The sequence below is a fragment of the Streptomyces sp. NPDC007157 genome, from assembly GCF_040634235.1.
GTDB lineage: Bacteria > Actinomycetota > Actinomycetes > Streptomycetales > Streptomycetaceae > Streptomyces.
The window spans coordinates 16,146-40,127 of sequence record NZ_JBEYFE010000016.1 but is presented as its reverse complement, the minus strand read 5'-3'; the positions used below and the strand labels follow the sequence as shown (position 1 = coordinate 40,127).

Genomic DNA, 23,982 nt, shown 5'->3' with positions numbered 1-23,982 from the left:
GGCTGGAGCCCGAGGATTCTGGCCTTCTCGTCCGTTACTGTGCCGCTACGCGGCACAGGGTTCGGGCGGGGATCCGTGGCTTCCTGTTTCTTCGCGCCGTGCCGGGACGAGTCCTGGTCCTACCGGCGCTCCGCAGGCTGTCATGGCCGGCGACGGTCCGTGCGTGCGTGAACTGCGCGCTGGTTCAGCGGATGCGGGCCACGCCCGCGTAGATGCCGCTGCCCTCCGGTTCCTGGGCCGGGGCGGCGGGGGACCACTCCGTCGCCATCACCAGGCCGGGTGACACGAGATCCATGCCGTCGAAGAACCGCTCCACTTCCGGACGGGTGCGGAAGGCGAGCTGGATGCCGCCCCTGGCGTACTCGGCGACCACCTGTTCGACGAGGTCCGGGAACAGGTCGGACGCGGCGTGCGACAGGATCAGGTGGCTGCCCGAGGGCAGCGTGTCGACCAGGGCACGGACTATGTCGTGGGCGCCCTGCTCGTCGCTGATGAAGTGCATCAGCGCGATGAGCGACAGCGCGACCGGGCGGTCGAAGTCCAGGATGTGCCGGGCGTGCCGGACGATCGCCTCGGGGTCGCGCACGTCCGCCTGGATGTAGTCGGTCTCCCCCTCGGGGCGGCTGATCAGCAGCGCCTCCGCGTGCCGCAGGACGATCGGGTCGTTGTCGGTGTAGACGACCTTGGCCGACGGCACGACGTTCTGCACGATCTGGTGGAGATTCGGCTCGGTGGGGATTCCGGTGCCTATGTCCAGGAACTGGTCGACGCCCTGAGTGGCGAGCCACGCGGCAGCCCGGTGCATGAACTGACGGTTCTGCCGGGCGGCGTCCCTCGCCTCGGGCGGCAGCTTCTCACCGACCGCCTCGTCGACCGGGTAGTTGTCCTTGCCGCCGAGCAGCCAGTCGTAGACCCGTGCAGGGTGTGCCCTGCCGGTGTCGATCGACGGAGACGGCTGAGGGTCGGTCGTCATGGCAACTCCATCGCGCCGGTGAGAAGTACAGAGCGAGTTCGCGGTGATCGTACTCGGGCTTCTCATCTGCCTTGCACAGGGGCCGACTTGGGAAGCGCAGGGCATGCGCGTCTCCCGGCCCTCAGACCCAGCTGTCGAGCCACATCCTGGCCTGCCAGCCGGAGTACGGGATGGTCTGGCCGGTGTAGATCGGGAAGAAGTAGACGAAGTTCCAGGCGATGAGCAGGACCAGTACGCCCGCGGCCACCACGCCCGTCCGCCGCCGCCGTTCCGTCGCGCCCGGCGGTCCCAGCATGGCTCCGATCATCATCGTCACGGCCAGGCACAGGTAGGGCACGAAGACGACGGCGTAGAAGGAGAAGACCGTACGGTCCTGGTACAGGAACCACGGCAGATAGCCGCCGCCGACCGCGCACAGCACGGCGCCGGCCCGCCAGTCGCGGCGCAGTGCCCAGCGGTGGAGCAGATAGACCAGGGCGCAGCACGCGGCCCACCACAGGACCGGCGTGCCCAGGGCGAGGACCGTCCGGGTGCAGGCGGACGCCGCGTGGCAGCCGTCCTCGCCGGGTTCCGGCGAGTCGTAGGAGAACAGCACGGGGCGGCCGAGGACCAGCCAACTCCAGGGATTCGACTGGTACTTGTGGGGTGTGTGCAGCCCCACGTTGAACTGGTACACCAGGTACTCGTAGTGCCACAGGCTGCGCAGCGGGGCCGGTATCCACGACCAGGTGCCGCCGCGGCCGTCCGCCCAGTGGCGCCCCCAGCCGTCGTCGGACAGGAACCAGCCGGTCCAGGTCACCAGGTAGGTCGCGACGGCGACCGGCGCGAGGGAGAGCAGCGAGGGGCCGAGGTCCCTGCGCAGCACCGCCCGGTACGGGTGGCGGGCCCCGGCCACCCGGCGCGCGCCGACGTCCCACAGCACGGTCAGGACCATGAAGAAGACCAGGAAGTAGAGGCCGTTCCATTTGGTGGAGGCGGCCAGGCCCAGGAAGAGACCGGCGGCGAGCCGCCAGGGCCGCCAGCCCGTTCCCGCACGGTCACCGGTGTCGCCGTCCGGCCGTATCCGGCCGTCCGCGCCGGCCGGCAGTGCCGCCGCGAGCCGGGCCCGCGCCCAATCCCGGTCGACCAGCAGGCAGCCGAACGCGGCCAGGGCGAAGACCATCACGACGAGGTCCAGCAGCGCGGTACGGCTCATCACCACATGCAGGCCGTCCATCGCCAGCAGCGCGCCGGCCAGACAGCCCAGGAAGGTGGACCGGAACAGGCGGCGCCCGATCCGGCACAGCATCAGGACGGACAGGGTGCCCAGGAGCGCGGTCATGAAGCGCCAGCCGAACGGGGTGAGGCCGAACAGCCCCTCGCCCAGGGCGATCACCCACTTGCCGGTCGGCGGGTGCGCGACGAAGGAGCCCGCGTCGGAGAGCGGGATCATCTGCGGGTGGGCGAGGATCTGCGGGTCGGCGATCTTGCGGTCCGGCCAGGTGCCCTCGTAGCCGAGGTGCAGCAGTGACCAGGCGTCCTTGGCGTAGTAGGTCTCGTCGAAGACGATCTCCCGCGGCCGGCCGAGCCGCCAGAACCGGATCGCCCCCGCGAGTACGGCGACCAGCACCGGCCCCAGCCACTCCATCGCCCTCGCGACGCGGCCCGCCGCCGCGGGCGCGAGCCCGACGAGCGCCCCCAGGCGGGGGGACGGTTCCGGAAACGGCGGGACAAGTCGCTCCCGGACATCGACGGGTGGACGGCCGGGAGCCCACCCCGCGATCCGGCGAGCCCGGGGGTGTTCCATCGCGTCCATTTCATCGAGCAACTGAGCCACGTCAGTTGGACGCGTTTTCCCCCACCGGGGTTGCAGTTCCGAGCACCTCTGCTGTCACTCCTGCATCACAGTCACCCGCATCGCAGTCACTGCTCGCCGTGCTCGCCGTGCTGGCGGCGGATTCTGGCGGCCACCTCGTTCTTCTCCGTCTCCCACCAGGGACGGACCCGTTCGGCGGACGCGGCGGGCTGGGCGGACGGGGTGGACGGGGTCGACAGAGCAGAGGCGGTGGACGCGGTGGATGGAGTGGAGACGGCGACCGCTGCGGCGGCCTGCTGCTGGTCCAGGTGGCGGTCCAGGGCCGCCGTCTGCACCCGTTCCGCCCGCGCCCACTGGAACAGGATCATCAGCAGGAACGGCAGCGCGACCAGCTCGGCGATGCTCAGCATCGCGCCGCCGCCGATCTGCTGGTCTTGCCGGACGTCCGGGGACCAGGACGGGTGGTGGTGCAGATACCAGGCACCGGCGATCAGCGTGCCGTGCGTCATGACGACCACGCCCGGGATCGCGTCGATCACGCCGTCCAGGAAGACCAGGCCCGCCCGGACCGGGTGGGTGCACCAGGCGGGGAGGGTCTCCTCCCGGGTCAGCACCGGTACGACGAACAGGCAGCCCGCCGCCAGCAGGTGCAGGTACATCAGCTCGTGCAGCCAGCCCACCCGCAGGGCGGTACCGAAGTACGGGGTGAAGTAGACGGTCAGCTCGGTGGCGAGCACCAGCCCCGTGCTGACCAGGGGGAAGGTCAGGAGGCGGAGCACCCGGCCGGTCATCGTGCGGCGGAGCCGTGCCGCCGCGCGCTCCGGGAGCGCCTGCACCGCGAGACGGAGCGGGTCGCCCAGCGCCAGGCCCAGCGGCGCGACGAGGTCGAGCAGGATGTTCTGGACGGCGGCCGGCCAGAACAGCACATGGTCGTAGACGGCGAGGGCCGACATCGTCGCCACCACCAGCGCGCCCAGACCCAGGACCGTGAAGGCGGCGGTGCGGGCCGGTGACCAGGGCTCGCCCTTGGCGCGTACCCGCAGCACGCCCCAGCCGTACAGCCCGCCCAGCACCACGACCAGCAGCAGCGCCGGTACGTCCAGCTGCCACGACGTCAGCAGCCGGCCCGCGGTCAGCTCGGCCATCGCGCTCATCCCGCTCACCCTCCTCGGGTCTTTGGGTCCCTCGGTCCTACGGCCCTGCGGCCCTGCGGCCCTACGGCCCGGGACGAAACGGGTCAGGTCAGACCCACTGCGCGACGCTATACCCGGCCCGCCCGGCGCTCGCAGCGGGGTTGTGAACAGGTGGTGATCGACGGTAGGTGAGCGCGTTCTGGCACGAATGAGTGAGTCTCCGGGCGGTGGCGGGCGCACGCGCCGGGTGGGGAACGAAGTTTCCTGTCTCGAATGCGTGACCTCACTCGGTGGTGGTCGTTGGGTGGGTGACGGAATGAAGACGCGCCCTGGGGCACCCGATCCGGCGTCGGACGGCACCGCCCCGCACCCACCAGAGCGATGGGTGCGGGCATCGGACCGTCCAGGCCAGTTCGGTGGCCCCAGGCCGTGAGGGGCACCGCCCCCGCATCCCCGGACCACGGACACGATCCGTGCCGCCCGGACGCGGCGCGAACGCGGTCGACCAGAACGCCCAACACCGTCCGGGGCGTCCGGCTGAGCACGAATCCTGGCAACAGGACTCACTCCCGCTCAGTCTCCAGGAACGGTTGCGTGTGACACGCCCGGCGGGCCGCCCCGCGTCACAGTTCTGTGCCGGACGAGGGGTGATCCTTGTTCACTTTCGCCGGACCGTGCCTAGGGTGATCATCGCGGTTACGGATCTTGACCGGGTCCGGCTCCGCAGGGACTGGTTTTACGCACTGGGGGGCGTTTTCATCATGGGGGAACGATCTGTCATGCCCCGGCGTGTGCCGGCGCGGCCCGTCGCCGCGGTTCTGGCCGCCGTCGGGGTCGTCGCCGGGGTGCTGGTCGGCAGACCGGGGCTGGAGTCGGTGGCCGGGTGCGGGACCTCGGGGGACCTCTATCCGTCGCAGACCGCGCGGGACTGGGTGTCGTACGCCGATCATGTCGTCGTCGCCAGCCCGACCCGGGAAGAGGAGACCAACCGGCGGAACTACAGCAAGGGGTCGATCGCGTACGCGATGGACCGGCTGGTGAGCTTCCGGACCGAGAGCCGCCTGTGGTCCCGCAGCTCACCCCGCCGCGCCGTCGGGTCGGACTTCGACATGGTCGCGCCGGGCTGGGAGGTCTACCGGTCCAGCGGCACCCGGGTGGCGCAGCCGGCCACCGACGCGCCCCGGCTCCAGGTCGGACACACCTATCTGCTCGCCCTGCGCTGGCGCGAGGGCGGCTGGGTGGTCCTCGGCGAGGGCGCGGCCGTGCCCTTCGACGACCACACCGGCGACCAGGGCGAGTGGTGCGGACGGGTACTGAGCAAGGAGGACGTCGCCGAGGGCGAGCGGTTCTCCCGGCACGACGACCACAGCCTGGAGAAGGCGGTGCTCGGCCGAAACGAGGACGCCGTCAAACGCATCCTGGACAACGCCGCCCACCACTGAGCCGGGCCACGCCCGCGTACCGCCCCGCCGGTGTCGCCCCGCCCGACCCTCCAGTACACAGGCGCCCACATCTCCCCCACTGAAATGGCATGAACAGTTCACCTGTCCTCCATATTCGACGCGCTGGTGCGCAAGGAACCGGCCATTGACTCTCCCCGCGCGGCACCCCATTCGGGGCCGTGTGGGGAGAATCGTTTCGTATAGGGGGGGCACAGTGGTGTCCGCACTTGAGGGTTCCGCCGGGGCGGAATCCGAAAGACCCGTGCCCAGGCGGCTGTCCGCCGCCCGGGGGCTCGGGGACCGGATGTTCCGGTACCAGTTGACGGCCACGGGCGGCATCGTCCTCGCCATCATGGCCGCCGTAGGGCTGTTCCTGCTGCTCCGGGCCGGGCAGGCACTGCGGGCCAGAGGCGTCTGGGCCTTCCTGACGACCGCCGAATGGCAGCCGGACGTGCACAGGTTCGGCATCGCGGCCGTGCTCACCGGCACGCTGCTCATCGCCGCCGTCGCCGTCACCATCAGCGTGCCGCTGGCCATCGGCACCGCCCTGTTCATCTCGGACGTGGCGCCCCGGCCCCTGCGCCGCACGCTCGTCACGATGGTGGACCTGATGGCCGCGGTGCCCTCCGTGGTCTACGGCCTGTGGGGGCTGTTCTTCCTCCAGCAGCACGTGATCGGGCTCTCCCGCTGGCTGTCGGACTGGTTCGGGTGGATCCCGTTCCTGCACGTCGACGGTGTCCAGCCGGGCGAACCCCTGGCCTCCCAGAGCGTCTACACCGCCTCCACCTTCGTCGCCGGAATCGTCGTCGCCCTGATGGTCGCGCCGATCCAGTGCTCGGTGATGCGCGAGGTGTTCGCCCAGGCACCGGCCGGTGAACGCGAGGGCGCCTACGCGCTCGGCGCCACCCGCTGGGGCATGATCCGCGCGGTCGTACTGCCGTACGGGATGGGCGGGATCATCGGCGGCACCATGCTGGGCCTGGGCCGGGCGCTCGGCGAGACCATCGCGGTCTACCTGATCATCTCCCCGGTCTTCGTGATCCAGCCGCACATCCTGCAGACCGGTTCGAACTCGGTCTCCTCCCTCATCGCCCTGCACTACGGCGATGCCTCCACCTTCGGCATGTCGGCGCTGATGGCCGCGGGCCTGGCGCTGTTCCTGCTCACCCTGGCGGTCAACTTCACCGCCTCCTCGATCGTGGCGCGGTCACGGTCCGGCGCGCAGAGCGAGGCGTGACGATGACCGTCGTAGACCTTGAGAAGAACGTTCCGCAGGACGCCCCCCGGGACGTGCCCGCCGACGGCATCCCGAACGACGCCGTCGCCGAGCTCCCCGACATTCCGCGCCGGATCGGCGGGTTCACCCGCTCCGGGGTGCTGTCGCTGTTCGGCGCGGCCGCCTCCGGGCTGTGCACCGCCGTCCTGCTCTTCGGTGAACTCGCGCCGTTCTCCGGGGCATTGGGGTTCTTCGTCACCGCATACCTTTCATTCGTAGGTGTCTACGCGGTGTTGACAGGCCTTGAGGAGGACGGGCAGGCGGTACGGGACCGGGTGATGACCGTCGTCCTGTGGACCGCGGGCGGGCTGATGTTCTTCGCGCTCGCCATGGTCGTCGGCTTCACCGCGTGGCGCGGCCGGGAGGCCCTGCCGCACGGCAACTTCTTCACCCAGGACATGCAGGCGGCGGGCCCGCTCGACCCGCTGACCCACGGCGGCATCGCGCACGCCATGCTCGGCTCGCTCATCATGATCGCCATCGCGCTGGCGATCACGGTCCCGCTGGGGCTGGCCTGCGCGGTGTACCTCAACCAGATCCGCGGCCGCTTCTCGCGGTTCGTCCGTACGATCGTCGAGGCGATGACCGCGCTGCCGTCGATCGTGGCCGGTCTGATGGTGTACGCGGTCTGGATCCTCGGCCTCGGCATGCAGAAGTCGGGTCTGGCGGCGGGCTTCGCGATCAGCGTGATGATGCTGCCGATCGTGATCCGCGCGGCGGACGTGGTGCTGCGCCTGGTGCCGGGCAACCTGACGGAGGCGTCGGAGGCCCTCGGCGCCCCGCGCTGGCGGACGGTGTGGCACGTGGTCCTGCCGACGGCTCGCTCCGGTCTCGCCACCGCCGTCATCCTCGGCACGGCCCGCGGCATCGGCGAGACCTCCCCGGTCCTGCTCACGGCGGGCTTCACGGCGGCGCTCAACGCCGACCCGACGAGCGGCCCGATGGTCTCCCTCCCCCTCGCCGTCTTCAACTTCGTCAAGTCCCCCGAGCCGACGATGATCGCCCGCGGTTTCGGCTCGGCGGCGGTCCTGATGGCCCTGGTCCTGGTCCTCTTCACGATCGCCCGGGTGATCGGCGGCCGCGGCCCCGGCCACCAGAACAAGCGGCAGGCGAAGAGGGCGACGCGGGCTTCGCGGAGGGATGCGCAGAGATTCGCGGAACTCCACACGCCGGGACCGGAGTTGTTCGAGACCGAGAACCGTGACAACTCGGGCGAGAGCAACGAACCCAGGGGCGCGGGGAACGGCGCGACCAGCCCCCACCCACCCGCACCCGACAACGAGACCGAACACGGCCCCACGGACGGAGACCGTCACTGATGTCCAGCCCTGTCATCAACACCCTGAGACGGCTGGGCATCCTCGCCGCGCTTCTCAGCATCCTGAGCCCTCTCACCGTCATCGGCATCGCGCAGAGCGCGTCCGCCGACAGCTACACCCCCATCGCCGGCGCCGGCTCCACCTGGGCCGAGAACGCCGTCGACGAATGGCGTCGCGCCGTCAACCAGTACGGCATGCGGATCAGCTACGCCGGCACCGGCTCCTCCGACGGCCGCCGCCAGTTCCTCTCCGGCACCGTCGACTTCGCCGTCTCCGACATCCCCTTCCAGACGAACCCCACCGACGGCAGCGCGGCCGAACGCCCGGCCTCCGGGTCGTACGCCTACATGCCGATCGTGGCCGGCGGCACCGTCTTCATGTACCACCTCACCGTCAACGGCAAGCGGGTCACCAACCTCCGCCTCTCCGGAGACGTGGTCACCAAGATCTTCACCGGGGTCATCAAGACCTGGGACGACCCGGTGATCAAGGCCGACAACCCCGGCCTCCAGCTGCCGCACCGCACCATCGTCCCGGTGGTCCGCTCCGACGGCTCCGGCTCCACCGCCCAGTTCACGATGTGGATGGCGAACCAGCACAAGTCGCTGTGGAACGCGTACTGCGCGAAGGTCGGCCGGTCCGGGTCCTGCGGCCAGACCTCGTACTACCCCACCGTCTCCGGCATGATCGCCCAGTCCGGTGACCTCGGTGTCGCCGGTTACGTCGCCCAGAACTACGGCGAGGGCGCGATCGGGTACGTCAACTACTCGTACGCGCTCAACGCGCACTACCCGGTCGCCAAGGTCCTGAACCACGCGGGCTACTACACCGAGCCCACCCCGCAGAACGTGGCGGTCTCGCTCCTCAAGGCGAAGATCAACACCAACAAGAGCTCGGCGGACTACCTCACCCAGCAGCTCGACGGCGTCTACAACGACTCCGACCGGCGCAACTACCCGCTGTCCAGCTACTCGTACATGATCCTGCCGCTGAAGGTGCAGGGCACCTTCACCAAGGCCAAGGGCAAGACGCTCGGCGCGTTCTCGTACTACTTCATGTGCCAGGGACAGCAACAGGCACCGAAGCTCGGCTACTCGCCACTCCCGATCAACCTCGTGCAGGCCGGCTTCGACCAGATCCGCCGGATCCCGGGTGTGCAGGCGCGGAACATCAACATCAAGAACTGCAACAACCCGACCTTCACGGCCGGCGGGCAGAACCGGCTCGCCCAGACCGCGCCCTACCCCGCCGCCTGTGACAAGAAGGGCGCCGCGCCCTGCACCACGGGCACCGGCGGCACCAAGGCGGGCACCGGCGACAACGGCGGCGGGACCTCCGGCGGCAGCGGCGGCACCGGCTCCGGCGGCGCGACCGGCACCGGCGGCGCCGGCGGAGGCTCCGCGGGGGGCAGCAGCGCCACGCCCTCCGTCGACCCCGACACCGGCCAGACCATCTCCCCGGACGGCACCGGCTCCGGCGGCACCGCCTCGGCCGGCGGTACGACCGCCGGCGGCACCGTCGCCCTCGCCCAGCCGGTCGCCGTGGCCACCGGGCACGGCTGGACCGCCACCCAGACGCTGATGCTGCTGGCCGCGGTCCTTGTCTTCGGCCTGCTTCTGCTGCCCTCGCTGGTCTCCCGGCTGGTCGGCAGCAAGGCCAACGGCAACGGCGGCAACGTCAACAGCCGCTCCGAAGACGGGAGTTCGCGATGAGACGCACCCGGATACGCAACGCGCTGATACGGCTCCTCGCCGGTGCCACCGTCGGCGCCCTCGCCGGACTCGCGGTCGCCCAGACCGCCCCCACCGCCGCCGCGGCCACCGGCTCCGCCGTGACCGTCTCCGGACGCGGTGAGTTCAAGGACATGAAGTTCACGGTCAGCCAGACCAAGGCCCTCACCAGCCAGGCCGTCACGGTCAGCTGGTCCGGCGGCACCCCGACCACCTTCGCGGGCACGCAGTTCAACACCGACTTCGTGCAGATCATGCAGTGCTGGGGCGACGACGACGGGACGGTCCCGTCGAATCCCGGCCCGGCGCGCACCCAGTGCCAGTACGGCGCCTCGCCCACCACCAGTCGCACCACCTGGCCGGGCAACGGCCAGGACGACACCCGGCAGGTGTTCTACAGCGCCGACCCCACGAACTACGGCCAGGACAACCGGTACGGCGCCGCCAACCCGAACGCCGGCGGCGAGGTCCCCTTCAAGTCGGTCGACGGCACCACGATCACCACGAACACCCAGAACAACGCGCTGTACAGCTACAACACCACCAACGAGATCGACTTCGGCCGGACCGGCTCCGACGGCACCGGCAAGGAGTTCTTCGAGGTCCAGACCGCCAACGAGGCACCCCACCTGGGCTGCGGTGTCCCGGTCAGCACCGACGGCGTCACCAAACCCCGCTCCTGCTGGCTGGTGATCGTCCCGCAGGGCCATCTGGACCTGGACGGCAAGCCGTACGCGGACCAGAGCCAGGTCAACGCGGGGTCCCCGGTCTCCTCCACCAACTGGAAGAACCGGATCGCGGTCGAACTGGACTTCAACAGCGTCGGGAACAACTGCGCCCTGGGCGCCGACGAACGTCCCACCACCGGCAGTGAGCTGGCGGCGGAGGCGATGACCAGCTGGCAGGCCCAGCTCTGCTCGGTCGGCAAGGTGTACAGCTACACCGAACTCGGCGAGCCGGACACCCGGTCCCGGCTGATCGCCGACGGCACGTCGGGGCTCGCCTTCACCACCCGGAAACTGGGCGCGGACCCGGCCGCGCCGGCACCCCCGGGTACGACGACGTACGCGCCGGTCGCGCTCTCCGGAGCCGTCATCGGGTTCACGATCGAACGCAGACCCGCGTCCGACGCACCGGACAGCATCAAGAAGCTCGCGGGCACCAAGGTCGAGTCCATCAAGCTCGATCCCCGTCTGGTCGCCAAGCTGCTCACCGAGTCGTACCGCAGTTCCACCTGGGGTTCGGTCATCAGCGGCAAGGCGGCCAAGGGCTACGGCTGGGCGAAGAACAACCCGGCCGGCCTCACCACGGACCCCGAGTTCATCGCCCTGAACCCGGAGTTCGCCTACCTGTCGGTCGCCGAGACGCCGTCCACCGACACCGACCTGGTCACCTCGATCGGCCACTCCGACACCGCCCGCGCGGTGTGGCAGTGGATCCTCGCCGACAAGGACGCCCGGCAGTTCCTCGCCGGTGTCCCCGACGACGACGGCATGCGAGTCAACCCGTACTACGGCACCAACGCGGACCTGAACCCGACCGGCGCCGCCTTCGACGCGTCGAACGCCGACGACTACCCGAAGAGCGACCCGTGGTGCACGGTCCCGCCCGGCTCCGGCGCACCGGACACGAACAAGCAGTGCATGATCGACTACCACCCCTACGTGGACGACATGCACTCCGGCGCCCTGCACACCCGGCGCGCGGACACCCTGTGGAAGTCCACGTGGGACGGTCTGGCCAGCCCGCCCGCGTACAAGAACTCCGGTCCGCAGCTGGTCGGTTCGCGCTTCGTCATCACGATCACGGACGCGGCCTCCGCCGCCCGCTACAGCCTCCAGACCGCCGAGCTGAAGAACACCGCAGGCAAGTACGTCGCCCCGACGTCGGCGGCCCTGACCGCGGCCGCCGCGACCGCCACCGGCTCCGGTGTCGCCGAGGTCACCCCGGCGAACGCCACGGCCAAGGGCGCCTACCCGCTGACCGAGCTGGTGTACGCGGCGGTGCGGCCCGGCAAGGTGAGCAAGGCCGCCCGCCAGGACTACGCGGCCCTGCTGCGCTACGCCTCGGCCACCGGTCAGACGCCGGGCTCCGAACCGGGCAGGCTGCCCGCCGGGTACGCCCCGCTCTCCACGAAGCTGCGCGCCGAGACCGTCAGGGCGGCGAACGCCCTGATCGACTACACCGGCCCCGCCACCGGCGGCGGCAGCGGCCCGGCGGACGGCGGCGGCACCGACACGAGCGGGGGCGGCGCCCCCGGTGACGCCGGAAACACCGGCGGCACGACCGGCGGCGCCGGTACGGGCGCGCCGGCCGGTGGCGCGAGTGCCTCGCCGAGCGCCAAGGCCTCGTTCGGCGGCGGCGAGGCACTGCAGACCACCGCGGCCGGCAACACCCCGGCCGACCCCGCGAATCCGCTGCGCTACGCGGTGCCGGTCGGGGCCGCGCTCGGGGCCGTTGCCGGAGTGGGCGCGCCCTTTGCCGGCGGTCGGCAGCTGTCGATTGCTTCCGTGACCACGGCAGTACGTCGTCTACGGATGCGTCGTGGCTGGTCGCGCAGTTCCCCGCGCCCCTGAAGGGGCGCTGCCCCCCACCGGAGTCGAGTACTCCCCACAGACGGCCGCCCGCCCCGAAAGGCAGTCGGGGCGGACGGCCCGTACCACCCTGCCAGATCCCTCTGGCAACACCCCAGCCAGCTAGTTCTCGTCAGGAGACTCTCGATGCGCAGACTGCGCTCTCAGGCGGCGTTCGTCGCCGCGGCCGTGGTGGCCGGCGGCATCGCCCTCGCCAGCCCGGCGGTCGCCGACCCCGACGCCAGTGCCTTCCGCCAGCTGGTCGGCGTGGGCTCGGACACCACCCAGGACGTCCTCAACGCCCTGGCCGGCGACACCGTCAACAGCACCAGCTACTCCGCCACCGCCGTGAAGTCGACGAACGGCGCGCGCATCGCGTCGTACGACGCGATCGAGCCCGGCACCGGCGCCACCGGCACCAAGATCACCACCCGCTCCGGCGGCACCACCTTCCTGCGCCCGAACGGCTCCGGCGCCGGTCGCACCGCCCTGAGCCAGTCGCTGACCGGCGACCTGGACGCCTCCGGTGCCTCGGTCAAGGGCCAGGTCGACTTCGCCCGCTCCTCCGGCGGTCCGTCCAACTCCGGCACCGCGCTCACCTACATCCCGTTCGCCCGTGACGCCGTCGGTGTCGCCGTCAAGGGCTCGGCCCTGGACACCCTGACCGTGCAGCAGCTGCACGACATCTACATCGGCCGCCTGACCGTGGTGAACGGCCAGACCGTGCACCCGAAGATCCCGCAGCAGAACTCCGGCACCCGCAAGTTCTTCCTGAACGCGATCGGCGTGGCCGACGGCGACGTCGCCGCGAACGTCACCGTCGTCCAGGAGAACCAGGCCAACCCGGCCCTCACCGAGGACGGCGCGCTCGTCCCCTTCTCCGTCGGTTCCTGGATCGCCCAGAACAACGGCGTCGCCCCCGACTACAGCAAGACGGCGGCCGCCGCCGGCGGTCACCTGGCCTCCGTGCAGCTGCCCGGCGACGACGGCGCCACCAGCCCGATCACCACGGTGAACGGCAAGCTGGCCCCGGTCAACGCCTACTACGAGAACTCGACGTTCGGCCGTGACGTCTACAACGTCGTGCCGAGCCGGGCGATCGACACCACGAGCATCTTCTTCGACAAGGACGTGTACGACGTCTTCGTCACCAGCGGCAGCCACACCGCGCAGCTGGCGTCGGACGCCGCCGAGTCGGTCATCGCCAAGTTCGGCTTCGTCAACGAGTCCTACAACGGCTCCATCTCCGTCGCCAAGCACGCCAAGCTCGGCGGCCTGGAGGAGGGCGGCACCTTCGACTCCTCGGTGCCGAACGCGCCCGCCGTGAAGAGCACGGTCGGCGACGCGAGCGTCAAGCTCACCTGGACCCCGAACGCCACCGTCCCGGCCCTGCCGGTCACGGACTACCGGATCACGCTGACCGACGCGGACGGCGGCCTCGTCGCCGTCAAGGACGTCTCGGCCACCACCCGGTCGTACTCCTTCACCGGTCTCGCGACCGGCACCTACACCGCCACCGTCACCGCCGACAACCTGAACGGCACGGGCGCGGCGGCCACCTGGACCGGTGCCGTCAAGTACGCCAGCACCACCAAGGCCACCACCGCCACCACCGCCTACGGCAAGACCCCGAAGGTCTCCGTCACCGTCACCGGCACGCACGGCGTGAAGCCGACCGGCAAGGTCACCGTCAAGGACGGCACCACGGTCGTCGGCACCGGCACCCTGGACTCGTCGGGCAAGGTCAGCGTCAGCCTGTCGAACCACCTCAAGGTCGCCACGCACTCGCTGTCGGTGTCCTACCCGGGCACCTCCAAGCTCAACGCGTCCGCCACGACCGTCTCCCTGAAGATCACCAAGGCGACGGCGGCGGTCTCCACCTCGCACCCCACCTCGGTGAGCCACACCGCCAAGGGCAAGGTCACCGTCAAGGTCACCGCGACCGGCACCACCCCGGGCGGCACCGTCCGCGTCTACCAGGGCTCCAAGGTGATCGCCACCGGCACCCTGAGCGGCGGCAAGGTCACCATCACCCTGCCGAAGCTGGCCAAGGGCAAGCACACCCTGCACGCCTTCTACGTCGGTTCCTCGACCGTGAACTCGAAGACCGGCGCCAACTTCACCATCACCTCCAAGTAACCCCCTGACGGGCCCGCCGGGAGCCATGCGGCTCCCGGCGGCCCCGCACGCGTCTTCCGAAGGAGGCGGGCCCCGTGACCGTCGCCGTACCGACACCGAAAGCTCTGGCCGCGGCCGTGCCGCGCAGGCCCGTCCACAGCCTCACCGTCGTCCGCCACCTCTCGCGCGGCGGACTGCTCAGCCTCGCCGCCCTGCTGCTCGGCATCACCGTGCAGCTGCTGGTGGTCAGCGGCGCCCAGCAACACGCCTCGCAGCACGCCGACTTCGACCAGCTGCGCGAACAACTCGCCCTCGGCACCGCCCCGGTGGCCCAGACCGGCCAGGACGGCAAGCTGCTGGCACCGGGCACCCCGCTCGCGATCGTCAAGGTGCCGAAGCTGGGCCTGAGCCAGGTCGTCCTGGAGGGCACCGACTCCGCCGTGCTGACCGACGGCCCCGGACACCGCCGGGACACCCCGATGCCCGGCCAGGCCGGCACCAGCGTGCTGATGGGCCGGGCGGCGGCCTACGGCGGCCCGTTCGGCAGGCTCTCCGAGCTGACCAGCGGCGACACCTTCACCGTGATCACCGGCCAGGGCAAGGCGGACTACCAGGTCATCGACGTACGACGGGCCGGGGACCCGGCACCGACCGCGCTCGCCGCCGGCAAGAGCCGCCTCGTGCTGATCACGGCGACGGGCCCGAAGTTCGTCCCCTCGGGTGTCCTGCGCGTCGACGCCGACCTGGTCTCCGAGCCGTTCCGGACCCCGTCGGCCGTGATCCGCGCCGGCACCCTGCCGGCCTCCGAGGAACCCCTCGCCCACCCCTCCGGGGTGCCGTGGCCGCTGGTGATGTGGCTGCAGGCGCTGCTGCTCACCGCCGTGGCCGCCGTCTGGGCCTGGCACCGCTGGGGCCGCCACCAGACATGGATCGTCTTCGCCCCGGTCGTCGCGGTGCTCGGCCTCCAGGTCGCGACGCGGACCACCGAACTGCTGCCGAATCTGCTGTGAACCAGGTGAATGAGATGACCGAGACCGCGACGACCGACACTGCCGCGACCCACACCGCCGCGACCGACACCGCCGTGCTGCCCGCCGCCGTCCCGGTGGTGGACGGCCCCGCCCCCGCCACCCTCGAAGCCCGTGCCGTCTCCGCCTGGTTCGGCTCCCACCAGGTGCTCAGCCGGGTGTCGCTGACCATGCCCGCGGGCGAGGTCACCGCGCTCATCGGCCCGTCCGGCTGTGGCAAGTCGACGTTCCTGCGCACCCTCAACCGGATGCACGAGATGATCCCCTCGGCGCAGTTCGGCGGCGAGGTGCTCTTCGAGGGCGAGGACATCTACGACCCGTCGTGGCGCCTGACCGACGCGCGCCGCAGGATCGGCATGGTCTTCCAGAAGCCGAACCCGTTCCCGGCGATGTCGATCTACGACAACGTGGTGGCCGGCCTGAAGCTGACCGGCACGAAGGTGAACCGCCGGGAGAAGGACGGGCTGGTCGAGAAGTCCCTGACCCGGGCGGGCCTGTGGAAGGAGGTCCGCGACCGGCTCCGGCAGCCGGGCGGCGCCCTCTCCGGCGGCCAGCAGCAGCGCCTGTGCATCGCGCGGGCGCTGGCGGTCCGTCCCCGGGTGCTGCTGATGGACGAGCCGTGCTCGGCCCTGGACCCCACCTCCACCCGCCGCGTGGAGGAGACCATCCACGACCTGGCCGGCCAGGTCACGATCGTGATCGTCACCCACAACATGCAGCAGGCGGCGCGCGTCTCCCAGCAGTGCGCGTTCTTCCTCGCCGAGCAGGGCACCCCGGGCGGCATCGTCGAACACGGCGCCACGGACGCCGTCTTCAACTCCCCGCAGGACCAGCGCACGGCCGACTACGTGGCGGGCCGGTTCGGCTGAGCCGGCTCAGCAGTACGGGGATTGGTTGGTGAGCGAGGCGGCCACCCGCATCCAGACGCCGAACTGCCGGTAGAGCGCGGGGAGCGGGCCACGGGCCTGGACGGTACGGCTGTCCGTGGCCGTCACTCCCGGGATGCCGAGGAGAACGGCGGGGACCGAGGCGGACTGCCAGCGGACGGCGAGCGTGGCGTCGCCGTCCGGCGGGGCGGGCCGCTTCGGCGCGGGCGCGAGGGCCTCGGACACGGCCTCCTCGATCGCCCGGCGGGCCTCCTCGGCCGGGCGCAGCTCGGCGGCGAACCGGTCGCGGGCGTACTTCACCGGGACGGTGGCGACGGATTCGTCCCACGCCGTCATCTCGGCGCACGCCGCGTCGTCACCCGTGAGGGCCACGACGGGGACGCCGAGCGCGGCGGCGGTGGCGTGCGCGAGCCCGATCTCGCCGACCGGCCTGCCGTCCAGCCAGATGTCCTCGATCTCGTGCCCCATGAAGCTGTGGCTGAGGACACCGAGGGCACCGGCCCGGGCGTGGTAGCCGACGAATATCGCCGCGTCGTCCCGCTCGGTGAGCCCCTCCAGCATGACCATCTTCTTCGGCTTGCCGCGCACCAGGCGGGCGGCGGGGTGCAGTGCCTCCGGCAGCAGGTTCCGCATGGGGCCGTGGGCGTCGTTGACCAGCACCTCGGTCGCCCCGGCGGCCACCGCGCCGCGCACGGCGGCGTTCACGTCCTCCGCCATCATCGACCGGCCGCGCTCGTAGTCCCGGCCGTCGGGCTGCACATCGTCCCGGTCGACGAGCCCGGTGATGCCTTCCATGTCCACGCTGATGTAAATACGCACGTCCTGAGGCTATCCGGACCCTACGTATTGTAGGTTCCCCATCGGCCACGGCGGCTCGTCAGCTCATCGGGGGTACTCATGCAGGGCACGGACACACAGGAGACGCGGCGCGGCCTCGCCCCCACGGTGGCGGTGCTGGTGGCGAGCCTGCTGGTCGCGGCGGTGGGGGTGTACGAGCTGTCCGGCTTCGGCCTGCACAGCCTCGACCGGCGCCCGCACCTGTTCAGCGACGGGCTGGCGACGGGCGGGGTGATCGTCGCGGCGGTGGCGGCGGGGGCGGCGATCGGGAACCTCGCGTGGGTGCTGGTCGCCCGACGGCGGGTCGAACGGGAGCATCCGTAGGAACGGGAACGTCCGCACGAGCGGGAGCATCCGTAGGAACGGGAACGTCCGCACGAGCGGGAGCATCCGTAAGAACGGGAACGTCCGCAGGAACGGGAGCATCCGTAGGAACGGGAACGTCCGCACGAGCGGGAGCATCCGTAAGAACGGGAACGTCCGCAGGAACGGGAGCATCCGCAAGGAGGGGCGCGTCCGTAAGAAGGGGGCTCCCCATTTCACACCGTTTTCCGCACCGCTTCCGCACCACGGTCGGCCTCTCCGCCGACTCCTGCCGTTACCCTACGGACTGTAGGGTCAGCTCCCTCCGCCATCGTCTCCGTCCCCGTCCCCCAAGGTGACCGGTCCCCATGCCCGCACAGCAGCCGACCCTGATCCCCGCGCGCGCGTCCGCCGACCGCCGCGCCCCCGCCACCACGCCCGGCGGCGTACTCCGCAGGCGGGCCGCCGACGCCACCGTCTGGTACCTGCGGCTGATCGCCGTACTGAACATAGCGGCGGTCATGTCCCTGCCGTTCCGGCACGAGGTCGACGAGCACAACAACGGCCGCCTCACCCTGCACCTCCACCGCGAGCACGCCCACCACTCCGGCCAGTTCTTCACCCCGTACCTGGCCACGGCCGGCCTGGTCTCGGCCGCCCTCGCCATCTTCTTCGTGCTGGTGATGCGCCGCCGCAAGCGAGCGGCGTGGGTGGTCAACATCTTCCTGTCCACCGCCCTCTTCGCCCTCTACGTCCTCGCCCTGACCCAGCACGAGTACCGCGCCCACGTCTTCAACTGGGTCTCCGCCGCCCTCACCGGCCTGTTCGTGGCCGCGCTGCTGATCAGCCGCCGGGAGTTCGACGCGGTCGGCGACCCGTCGAACCCGAGGCTGGCGCTGGCGGTGGGCGTGGGCGGCGTGACCGTCACCGGCGTCCTGGGCACGCTCCTCGTCCACGCCACGAACAAGCTCCCCGGCGCCACCCTCCCCGACGAGATCGCCTACACGCTCCTGCGGGGCATCAGCGTCGGCCCGCTCGCCGACCACGTCACCGCGGTGCACGCCCCGCGGTGGACCGACGTGATCATCAACGCCCTCCTCGCCGCCGCCTTCTGCCTGGTCCTGTACGCCGGCTTCCGGTCCCCGCGCGGCCGCCGCCTGCTCAGCGCGGAGGACGAGTCGAAGCTGAGGTGTCTGCTGGACCGGCACGGCGCCCGCGACTCCCTCGGCTACTTCGCCCTGCGCCGCGACAAGATGGCGATCTTCTCGCCCACCGGCAAGGCGGCGGTCACCTACCGCGTCGTCGGCGGCGTCAGCCTGGCCTCCGGCGACCCGATCGGCGACCCGGAGGCGTGGCCCGGCGCGATCGACGCGTGGCTGACGGAGGCCCGGCAGCACGCGTGGACCCCCGCGGTCATGGGCGCGAGCGAGGAGGCGGGCACGATCTACGCCCGGCACGGCCTGGACGCCCTGGAACTGGGCGACGAGGCGATCGTCGACATCGCCGACTTCACCCTCGAAGGCCGTGCGATGCGTGTGGTCCGCCAGGCCCACAACCGCGTCCGGCGGGCGGGTTACACGGTCCGCGTCCGCCGCCACGAGGACATCCCGCCCGACGAGATGTCCCTGCTGATCGACCGGGCCGACCACTGGCGCGACGGCACCACGGAACGCGGCTTCTCGATGGCGCTCGGCCGTCTCGGCGACCCGGCGGACGGCCGCTGCGTGATGCTGGAGTGCCGGGACGCCGACGACGTCCCCCGCGCCCTCCTCAGCTTCGTCCCCTGGGGCGAACAGGGCCTCTCCCTGGACCTGATGCGCCGCGACCGCGACGCGGAGAACGGCCTGATGGAGTTCATGGTCGTGGAACTCCTCCTCAAGGCACCCGACCTGAAGGTGGACCGCGTCTCGCTGAACTTCGCGATGTTCCGCTCGGTCTTCGAGCGCGGCTCCCGCCTCGGCGCCGGCCCGGTCCTGCGCCTGTGGCACGCGACCCTGACGTTCTTCTCCCGCTGGTGGCAGATCGAGTCCCTGTACCGCGCGAACGCCAAGTACCGCCCGATATGGGAACCGCGCTACCTGCTGTTCGCCCGGAGCAGCGACATCCCCCGCATCGGCCTGGCCAGCGCCCGCGCGGAGGGCTTCCTCACGGTTCCCTGGGGGTCATGACGAGGCCGGGGACCGCGGGGAGAGCAGCCCGGACGGCTTCGGCCACCCGGGGGAGGTCGACTCCCAGACGGGTCAGGCGGGGGAGCAGCTCGTCCAGGGAGAGCCCGGCGTAGTTGGTGATCTGCAGATAGTCGGAGATCGGGCTTCCCAGGTCGAGGGGCAGGTTCCTGGCGAAACCCCCCTGGTCGTATTTGTCGATGCACAGGCTGCGATCGATCTCGTCCAGGTCGTCGGCACCGAGGCCGGGCATACGGAACCCGAACGCCGTCAGACGTGCCACGACCTCCTCCTGCTCCATCAGGAGACTGCGGCCTACGGACACGAGGTGGTACAACGGCACCGGCCTGTCCCACTCGACCCCCGGCTTCGACAGGCCGTGGATCTCCACACCGGTCAGGTCGGGGTCGAATCTGCTGCGCGTGGCCGGCGGCGCGGTCAGCGGCGAGTCCAGGCCGTAGCAGGCCAGACGGTCGACAACGGCTTTCGGTGCCTGCTCCGTCTTGTAGGCGGCCCGGACCACCGCGCTCACGGGCACCTTGCGTTCCGGCCCGAGCCCTTCCCATCCGCCGAGTGCATCCACCACCTCGCGCAGTATCGCCGCATCGTCGGATCCCACGCGTTCGGGAAGAGGCGTCTCGGGAGGCTCCAGCCCGTACGCACGAAGCCGCGCGGCCAGATACACCGGGGACACCCCGGTGTCCCCTGCTGCCTCGACAAGGGAGTGGAGCTGAACCCCGTGGACGGGCCACCCCGGCAGGCCAAGAGCCCGGGCGCTGAGGATTTTGATGTCCGCCGGCGCCACCTCGTCGGGAAGGGCACCGACCGGTAGGCAGAGTTCTTCCATCTGACGGGCCATGTCGGGGAGGGAGACGGCCGACGCGAGCGCCGCCCGCGCCAGCAGCTCCACCGGCAACGGCGCAGACACGTCGAGTCGCCTCAGTTCAGCGGTCTTCCAGCCCCACTGTGTGCTTCGCCGTACCACCTCCCGGGCCGTAGCCTCGTCCATCGGGCCAAGGTCCGGGCGCAATCCGTAGACCCGCAAGACCCCGACGACTTCGGCAAATGACCGACCGGTCTCCGCCATCGCGGCCAGGACATGACCGACCGGTACGGGTTCGTCGAGTTTCAGCCAAGGCCGCTCGGCGTTCAGCGACAAACTGAGCACGACCACCACCCAGGGTTCCGGGGTGTCCGTCGGCATGCCCTCGGCGGGAGTCCGGAAGCCGAGCGCCTTCATCCGGGTCAGCGCCTCGTCGATCCTGATGTTCAGCATGAGGTGCGCCTTGAGGAGGTGCCCCGGCGGCACGTCCGTCTCCAGCCCGTACCAGACGGCCGCCGAGTCGTCGTACACACCGCGGAGTTTGGTGTCGAGCAGTGCCGTTCCGGTCGGGTCGACCTCGATGTCACCGGCTGACGCCGGTGCGGGCACCAGCCCGAGCAACTCCATCCGTGACACCACCTGCCGGTACGGCAGAGCGCAGATCTCGGCGATGGAGAAGGCGTGCCCCGGGCTCACGAGTTCGTCGGAGAAGTCCTTCGGTATGGGCCAGTTCCGGGAGTTCCAGTGTGAGCCCACCACGGTGCGCAGCAGTACGTCCGAGGGCCGGGCGGCGAGGACCGCCTCGACTCGTGAGAGTTCCGGAACCAGTTCGGTCAGGGCGGCGAGTTCGGCGTTGGGCCGATGGGCGAGAAGCCGCCACAGCAGGGTGACATCGTCAGGTACGCCGGTGGGGTCGATCGCCCTGGTTCTGTCCTCCCGCTCAGGATCCGCATGCGCCTGGTGGACCAAGGCCTCATCGGGCGGAAAGAACCCCACGGTGGCCACGGGCGCCGCCTGCCCGTGCAGTCGCAGCTCGTACCCCGCCTCCCCCGCCACCTCCGTCACCAGGTCCGCGAGCCGAGGGCTCAGCCCGGCGACATCGGCCAGCCACTCCGTCGTGAGCAGCGGTGGATCGGCCGCCAGCAACACGGGCAGCGCGTCCCGGATGAGTTCCTCGACCCGCTCGCCGACATCGGTGTCCAGGATCTCCGTACGGTCGACCGAGAGGTCCTTGGGCCGCGTCAGGCCGGTCAGATTCACGACCGCACCCCTCAGCCGCCGCCTGCCCTCCGGATCGGCCAGTACCCCACGCCGCACCCGGGGCTCGATGAAGATCCCGTCGGCCAGGATGCCGCCGCCGTGCTCGCACCACACCACCTGGCCGTGGACGCCGTAGCCGCCCTCCGGAGGGCCGACCGTCCTGCCGTGCGCCAGGAATCCGTCCGGTCCGCCGAAGGGAGCTTCCCGGGGCCGGAGTTCTCCGGGTTTCCAGGTCGCCTCCTGCCTGTCGTGCCTGGCGTGGGTCAGGAACTCGGCGATGCCGAGAAGCCTGCGCAGCTCCTGCACACAGGAAGGGGCGTTGCCTCCGTCCCGGAGATAGAGGCGGACCGTGGTCCCGACACGCCTGCGCTCCTCACTGGGCCTGACCCGGAAGTAGTGCCCGGGACCGGTGATCAGGACGGTGAGCTGTTCCGAACCGCCTCTCGCGGGGCAGGTGGTGACACGTATCTCGTCGGCCAGCATGAAGTAGCTGAGCACACCGATGCCGAACCTGCTGTTCGGGTAGACGTCGATGCCGTCCCTGCGCCACGCCTCGGACTCCTCCCGGAACCGGGCGTGTTCCGCGAACCGGACTCCGGCCTGGGAGAACACCTCGGCGAGGACGGTCTCGTCCATGCCGATGCCGTTGTCCCGGCACTCCAGGTAGTAGCGCTGCTCGTCCTTGTCGTACCCCTGCTCGAACTCGATCCGGCACTTGAAGTCGTCCTCGCCGTTGCGGGCGTGCTCCCAGGCCTTGCGGAGCCGGCAGGCGTCCAGGGCGTTCTGGTACAGCTCGCGGATGGCCAGGGAGCGGTCCCGGTAGAGGTTCTCGCCCATGAGGAGTTCCTGGATGCGGGCCTCGTCAAGGCGGAAGCGGATCACCTCGCCGCCCCGCTTGGGCTCGCCCGTGTCGTCGACCTCGTGCACCTCGTCGGCGTGCGCGTACACCGGCAACTCGCCGATCTCGTCCGTGGGCCGGGTGCGGCGCGCGTCCCGCAGCAGGGTGTCGATGTGCCGCGTGTGGTCGACGAGCGCGGCCACCACGGCGGGGTGGCCGCAGGCCGCCTGGAGACCGAGCGCGTCGCCGCGCGGAATCCACCGGGCCTCGTTCAGCACGCTTCGCAGCGAGGCGGCTGTCACCGGCTCCGGGATGCCTACGTGTTCGACGACGTCCATGGGCAGGTCGGTCGCCTCCAGGGCCATGGCGTGGGCGATCGCGAACAACGGCCCCACCAGGTCCTCCCGGACCTTCTGCCACTCCCCGCCTTCGAGTTCGACCGGGAACGGTTCATGGTTCAGCAGGCCGTCGTGGCCCCTGGCGTACAGCTTGCGCGGTGGGAGATGGGCGCAGGCCAGCAGCCGGGCGAGCAGTCGGCGGTCGAGGAGCATGCCCAGGCCGGTGTCAGCGAGGTTCAGTTCGGCCAGCAGGGCGCGCAGGGAGCCGGTCTCCTGCCTCGCCCACTGGTGGAAGAGCCACCAGCCGATCTCCGGGCGCCCGTCGCCGCGGTCGGGCAGCGTGCGGCCGCGCTCGGCCTGCCGGACGAGCCGCCGGTGGCTGCGCAGCAGGGCGTTGTGCTTCTCCCGGTACGGGCCGCCCCGCACCCGGTCGTCCAGGTTCGCGGGATCCACGTGGCCCAGTTCGGCGACGGTGTACGCGCCGTGCACCTGGTACAGAAAGGGCAGCAGGGCGATCAGGGCGGCCTCGGCGGGGGCCAGGCTCGCCCGCTGCAGACGTCCGTGCATCTCATGCAGCAGGAGCTCCGCCGCCTGGGTCATACGGTGGGCCAACTCCGGGTCGTGCCACGGGTCCTGGTCCAGCGGGCCGCGCCGCTCGTCGTACAGCTTCGCGAGCCGTCGTACGACGTCGAGCGTCCGCTCCCGCACCGTCACGGCCCGCTCCCGCTCGGCGGCGAGGACGAGCTGCCAGGCCCGGGAGGTGGTCACGGCGTCCAGCCAGTGCTGGCCGAAGGCCGACCGGACCGGTGGTTCCTCGGGTCCGGCCGCCCTGCCTTCGCGGGCTCTGCGGGACGCGTTCGCGAGGCGGTCCCACTGGCCCCGTGTGAGAGGTGGCACGGAACCGGGGTTGCGGATCTGCGCGAGTTCCGTCAACACCTGCAGGAAAGCGTGCAGTTTGGCCGTGTCCCTGGGAATGACCTTGCACTGGCGCCAGCCGTCGATCGTGGTGGGCGGAACAGTGAGGCCGCGTTTGCGCGCGATCTCCCCGCTCACCGCCACCGAACTGGGTCCCCCGGCCGCCTTGACCAGCCTCTCCAGCTGTTCCTCGTACGTCACCGGCCGCCCCCTCCCAACCCGACCCGTA

15 protein-coding genes and 1 pseudogene are annotated in these 23,982 nt (G+C 70.9%); 11 read left to right on the top strand and 5 right to left on the bottom strand.

Annotated features, from left to right (window positions below; all coding sequences use genetic code 11):
- Positions 1–184: 184 nt before the first annotated feature.
- The 3 genes from ABZ642_RS27010 to ABZ642_RS27000 all read right to left on the bottom strand — a co-directional run bounded on the left by ABZ642_RS27010 (position 185) and on the right by ABZ642_RS27000 (position 3,922).
- Positions 185–973 carry an SAM-dependent methyltransferase gene (locus ABZ642_RS27010; RefSeq protein ID WP_360489029.1) on the bottom strand — a complete coding sequence of 263 codons (789 nt, stop codon included), beginning with the start codon at positions 971–973 and terminating at the stop codon, positions 185–187.
- Between the two features lie 121 nt (positions 974–1,094).
- Entirely contained in the window at positions 1,095–2,759 is a 1,665-nt protein-coding gene (locus ABZ642_RS27005; RefSeq protein WP_360489028.1) for a phospholipid carrier-dependent glycosyltransferase, read from the bottom strand.
- A 116-nt stretch (positions 2,760–2,875) separates the two neighbouring features.
- Positions 2,876–3,922, bottom strand: coding sequence for a cytochrome c oxidase assembly protein (locus tag ABZ642_RS27000; protein ID WP_360489027.1), 1,047 nt, complete (start codon positions 3,920–3,922; stop codon positions 2,876–2,878).
- A 299-nt stretch (positions 3,923–4,221) separates the two neighbouring features.
- On the opposite strand from ABZ642_RS27000, the pseudogene ABZ642_RS26995 reads away from it, so the two are divergent.
- The 9 genes and pseudogenes from ABZ642_RS26995 to pstB form a co-directional block, all read left to right on the top strand.
- Positions 4,222–4,482, top strand: a pseudogene (locus tag ABZ642_RS26995) (transposase); the annotation flags it as partial.
- Positions 4,483–4,680: 198 nt separating this feature from the next.
- Positions 4,681–5,343: a hypothetical protein gene (locus tag ABZ642_RS26990; RefSeq protein WP_360489026.1), complete on the top strand. Its 663-nt coding sequence runs from the start codon at positions 4,681–4,683 to the stop codon at positions 5,341–5,343.
- A 262-nt stretch (positions 5,344–5,605) separates the two neighbouring features.
- On the top strand, positions 5,606–6,580 hold the full coding sequence (pstC, locus tag ABZ642_RS26985; RefSeq protein WP_360489025.1) for a phosphate ABC transporter permease subunit PstC: 975 nt from the start codon (positions 5,606–5,608) through the stop codon (positions 6,578–6,580).
- Positions 6,581–6,582: 2 nt separating this feature from the next.
- Positions 6,583–7,938 carry a phosphate ABC transporter permease PstA gene (gene pstA / locus ABZ642_RS26980; RefSeq protein WP_360489024.1) on the top strand — a complete coding sequence of 452 codons (1,356 nt, stop codon included), beginning with the start codon at positions 6,583–6,585 and terminating at the stop codon, positions 7,936–7,938.
- Complete coding sequence (gene pstS, locus ABZ642_RS26975; RefSeq protein WP_360489023.1) at positions 7,938–9,650, top strand: phosphate ABC transporter substrate-binding protein PstS; 1,713 nt, start codon at positions 7,938–7,940, stop codon at positions 9,648–9,650. The genes pstA and pstS overlap by 1 nt, the downstream gene beginning before the upstream one ends.
- Positions 9,647–12,244: a hypothetical protein gene (locus tag ABZ642_RS26970; RefSeq protein ID WP_360489022.1), complete on the top strand. Its 2,598-nt coding sequence runs from the start codon at positions 9,647–9,649 to the stop codon at positions 12,242–12,244. Before pstS ends, ABZ642_RS26970 begins: the two co-directional genes overlap by 4 nt.
- 144 nt (positions 12,245–12,388) lie before the next feature.
- Positions 12,389–14,380 carry an Ig-like domain repeat protein gene (locus ABZ642_RS26965; protein ID WP_360489021.1) on the top strand — a complete coding sequence of 664 codons (1,992 nt, stop codon included), beginning with the start codon at positions 12,389–12,391 and terminating at the stop codon, positions 14,378–14,380.
- A 74-nt stretch (positions 14,381–14,454) separates the two neighbouring features.
- Complete coding sequence (locus ABZ642_RS26960; protein WP_360489020.1) at positions 14,455–15,369, top strand: sortase; 915 nt, start codon at positions 14,455–14,457, stop codon at positions 15,367–15,369.
- Positions 15,370–15,383: 14 nt separating this feature from the next.
- Positions 15,384–16,256: a phosphate ABC transporter ATP-binding protein PstB gene (gene pstB / locus ABZ642_RS26955; protein ID WP_360489019.1), complete on the top strand. Its 873-nt coding sequence runs from the start codon at positions 15,384–15,386 to the stop codon at positions 16,254–16,256.
- A 6-nt stretch (positions 16,257–16,262) separates the two neighbouring features.
- On the opposite strand, the gene ABZ642_RS26950 is transcribed toward pstB, so the two are convergent.
- The gene (locus ABZ642_RS26950) at positions 16,263–17,093 is read right to left on the bottom strand and encodes a M55 family metallopeptidase (protein WP_360489018.1); all 831 of its coding nucleotides are present in this window, start codon (positions 17,091–17,093) and stop codon (positions 16,263–16,265) included.
- A 78-nt stretch (positions 17,094–17,171) separates the two neighbouring features.
- On the opposite strand from ABZ642_RS26950, the gene ABZ642_RS26945 reads away from it, so the two are divergent.
- Positions 17,172–17,435: a hypothetical protein gene (locus ABZ642_RS26945; protein WP_360489017.1), complete on the top strand. Its 264-nt coding sequence runs from the start codon at positions 17,172–17,174 to the stop codon at positions 17,433–17,435.
- Positions 17,436–17,782: 347 nt separating this feature from the next.
- Positions 17,783–19,582, top strand: a complete 1,800-nt coding sequence (locus tag ABZ642_RS26940) for a phosphatidylglycerol lysyltransferase domain-containing protein (RefSeq protein WP_360489016.1) — start codon at positions 17,783–17,785, stop codon at positions 19,580–19,582.
- Here ABZ642_RS26940 and ABZ642_RS26935 read toward each other — a convergent pair.
- Entirely contained in the window at positions 19,560–23,954 is a 4,395-nt protein-coding gene (locus ABZ642_RS26935) for a hypothetical protein (RefSeq protein ID WP_360489015.1), read from the bottom strand. The genes ABZ642_RS26940 and ABZ642_RS26935 overlap by 23 nt on opposite strands.
- Positions 23,955–23,982 lie beyond the last annotated feature (28 nt).

Bases quoted from the DNA above. Each gene is read 5' to 3' on its own strand.
- ABZ642_RS27010 (WP_360489029.1), bottom strand. From the start codon at position 973: ATGACGACCGACCCTCAGCCGTCTCCGTCGATCGACACCGGCAGGGCA.
- ABZ642_RS27005 (WP_360489028.1), bottom strand. From the start codon at position 2,759: ATGGAACACCCCCGGGCTCGCCGGATCGCGGGGTGGGCTCCCGGCCGT.
- ABZ642_RS27000 (WP_360489027.1), bottom strand. From the start codon at position 3,922: ATGAGCGCGATGGCCGAGCTGACCGCGGGCCGGCTGCTGACGTCGTGG.
- ABZ642_RS26990 (WP_360489026.1), top strand. From the start codon at position 4,681: ATGCCCCGGCGTGTGCCGGCGCGGCCCGTCGCCGCGGTTCTGGCCGCC.
- pstA (WP_360489024.1), top strand. From the start codon at position 6,583: ATGACCGTCGTAGACCTTGAGAAGAACGTTCCGCAGGACGCCCCCCGG.
- pstS (WP_360489023.1), top strand. From the start codon at position 7,938: ATGTCCAGCCCTGTCATCAACACCCTGAGACGGCTGGGCATCCTCGCC.
- ABZ642_RS26970 (WP_360489022.1), top strand. From the start codon at position 9,647: ATGAGACGCACCCGGATACGCAACGCGCTGATACGGCTCCTCGCCGGT.
- ABZ642_RS26965 (WP_360489021.1), top strand. From the start codon at position 12,389: ATGCGCAGACTGCGCTCTCAGGCGGCGTTCGTCGCCGCGGCCGTGGTG.
- pstB (WP_360489019.1), top strand. From the start codon at position 15,384: ATGACCGAGACCGCGACGACCGACACTGCCGCGACCCACACCGCCGCG.
- ABZ642_RS26945 (WP_360489017.1), top strand. From the start codon at position 17,172: ATGCAGGGCACGGACACACAGGAGACGCGGCGCGGCCTCGCCCCCACG.
- ABZ642_RS26940 (WP_360489016.1), top strand. From the start codon at position 17,783: ATGCCCGCACAGCAGCCGACCCTGATCCCCGCGCGCGCGTCCGCCGAC.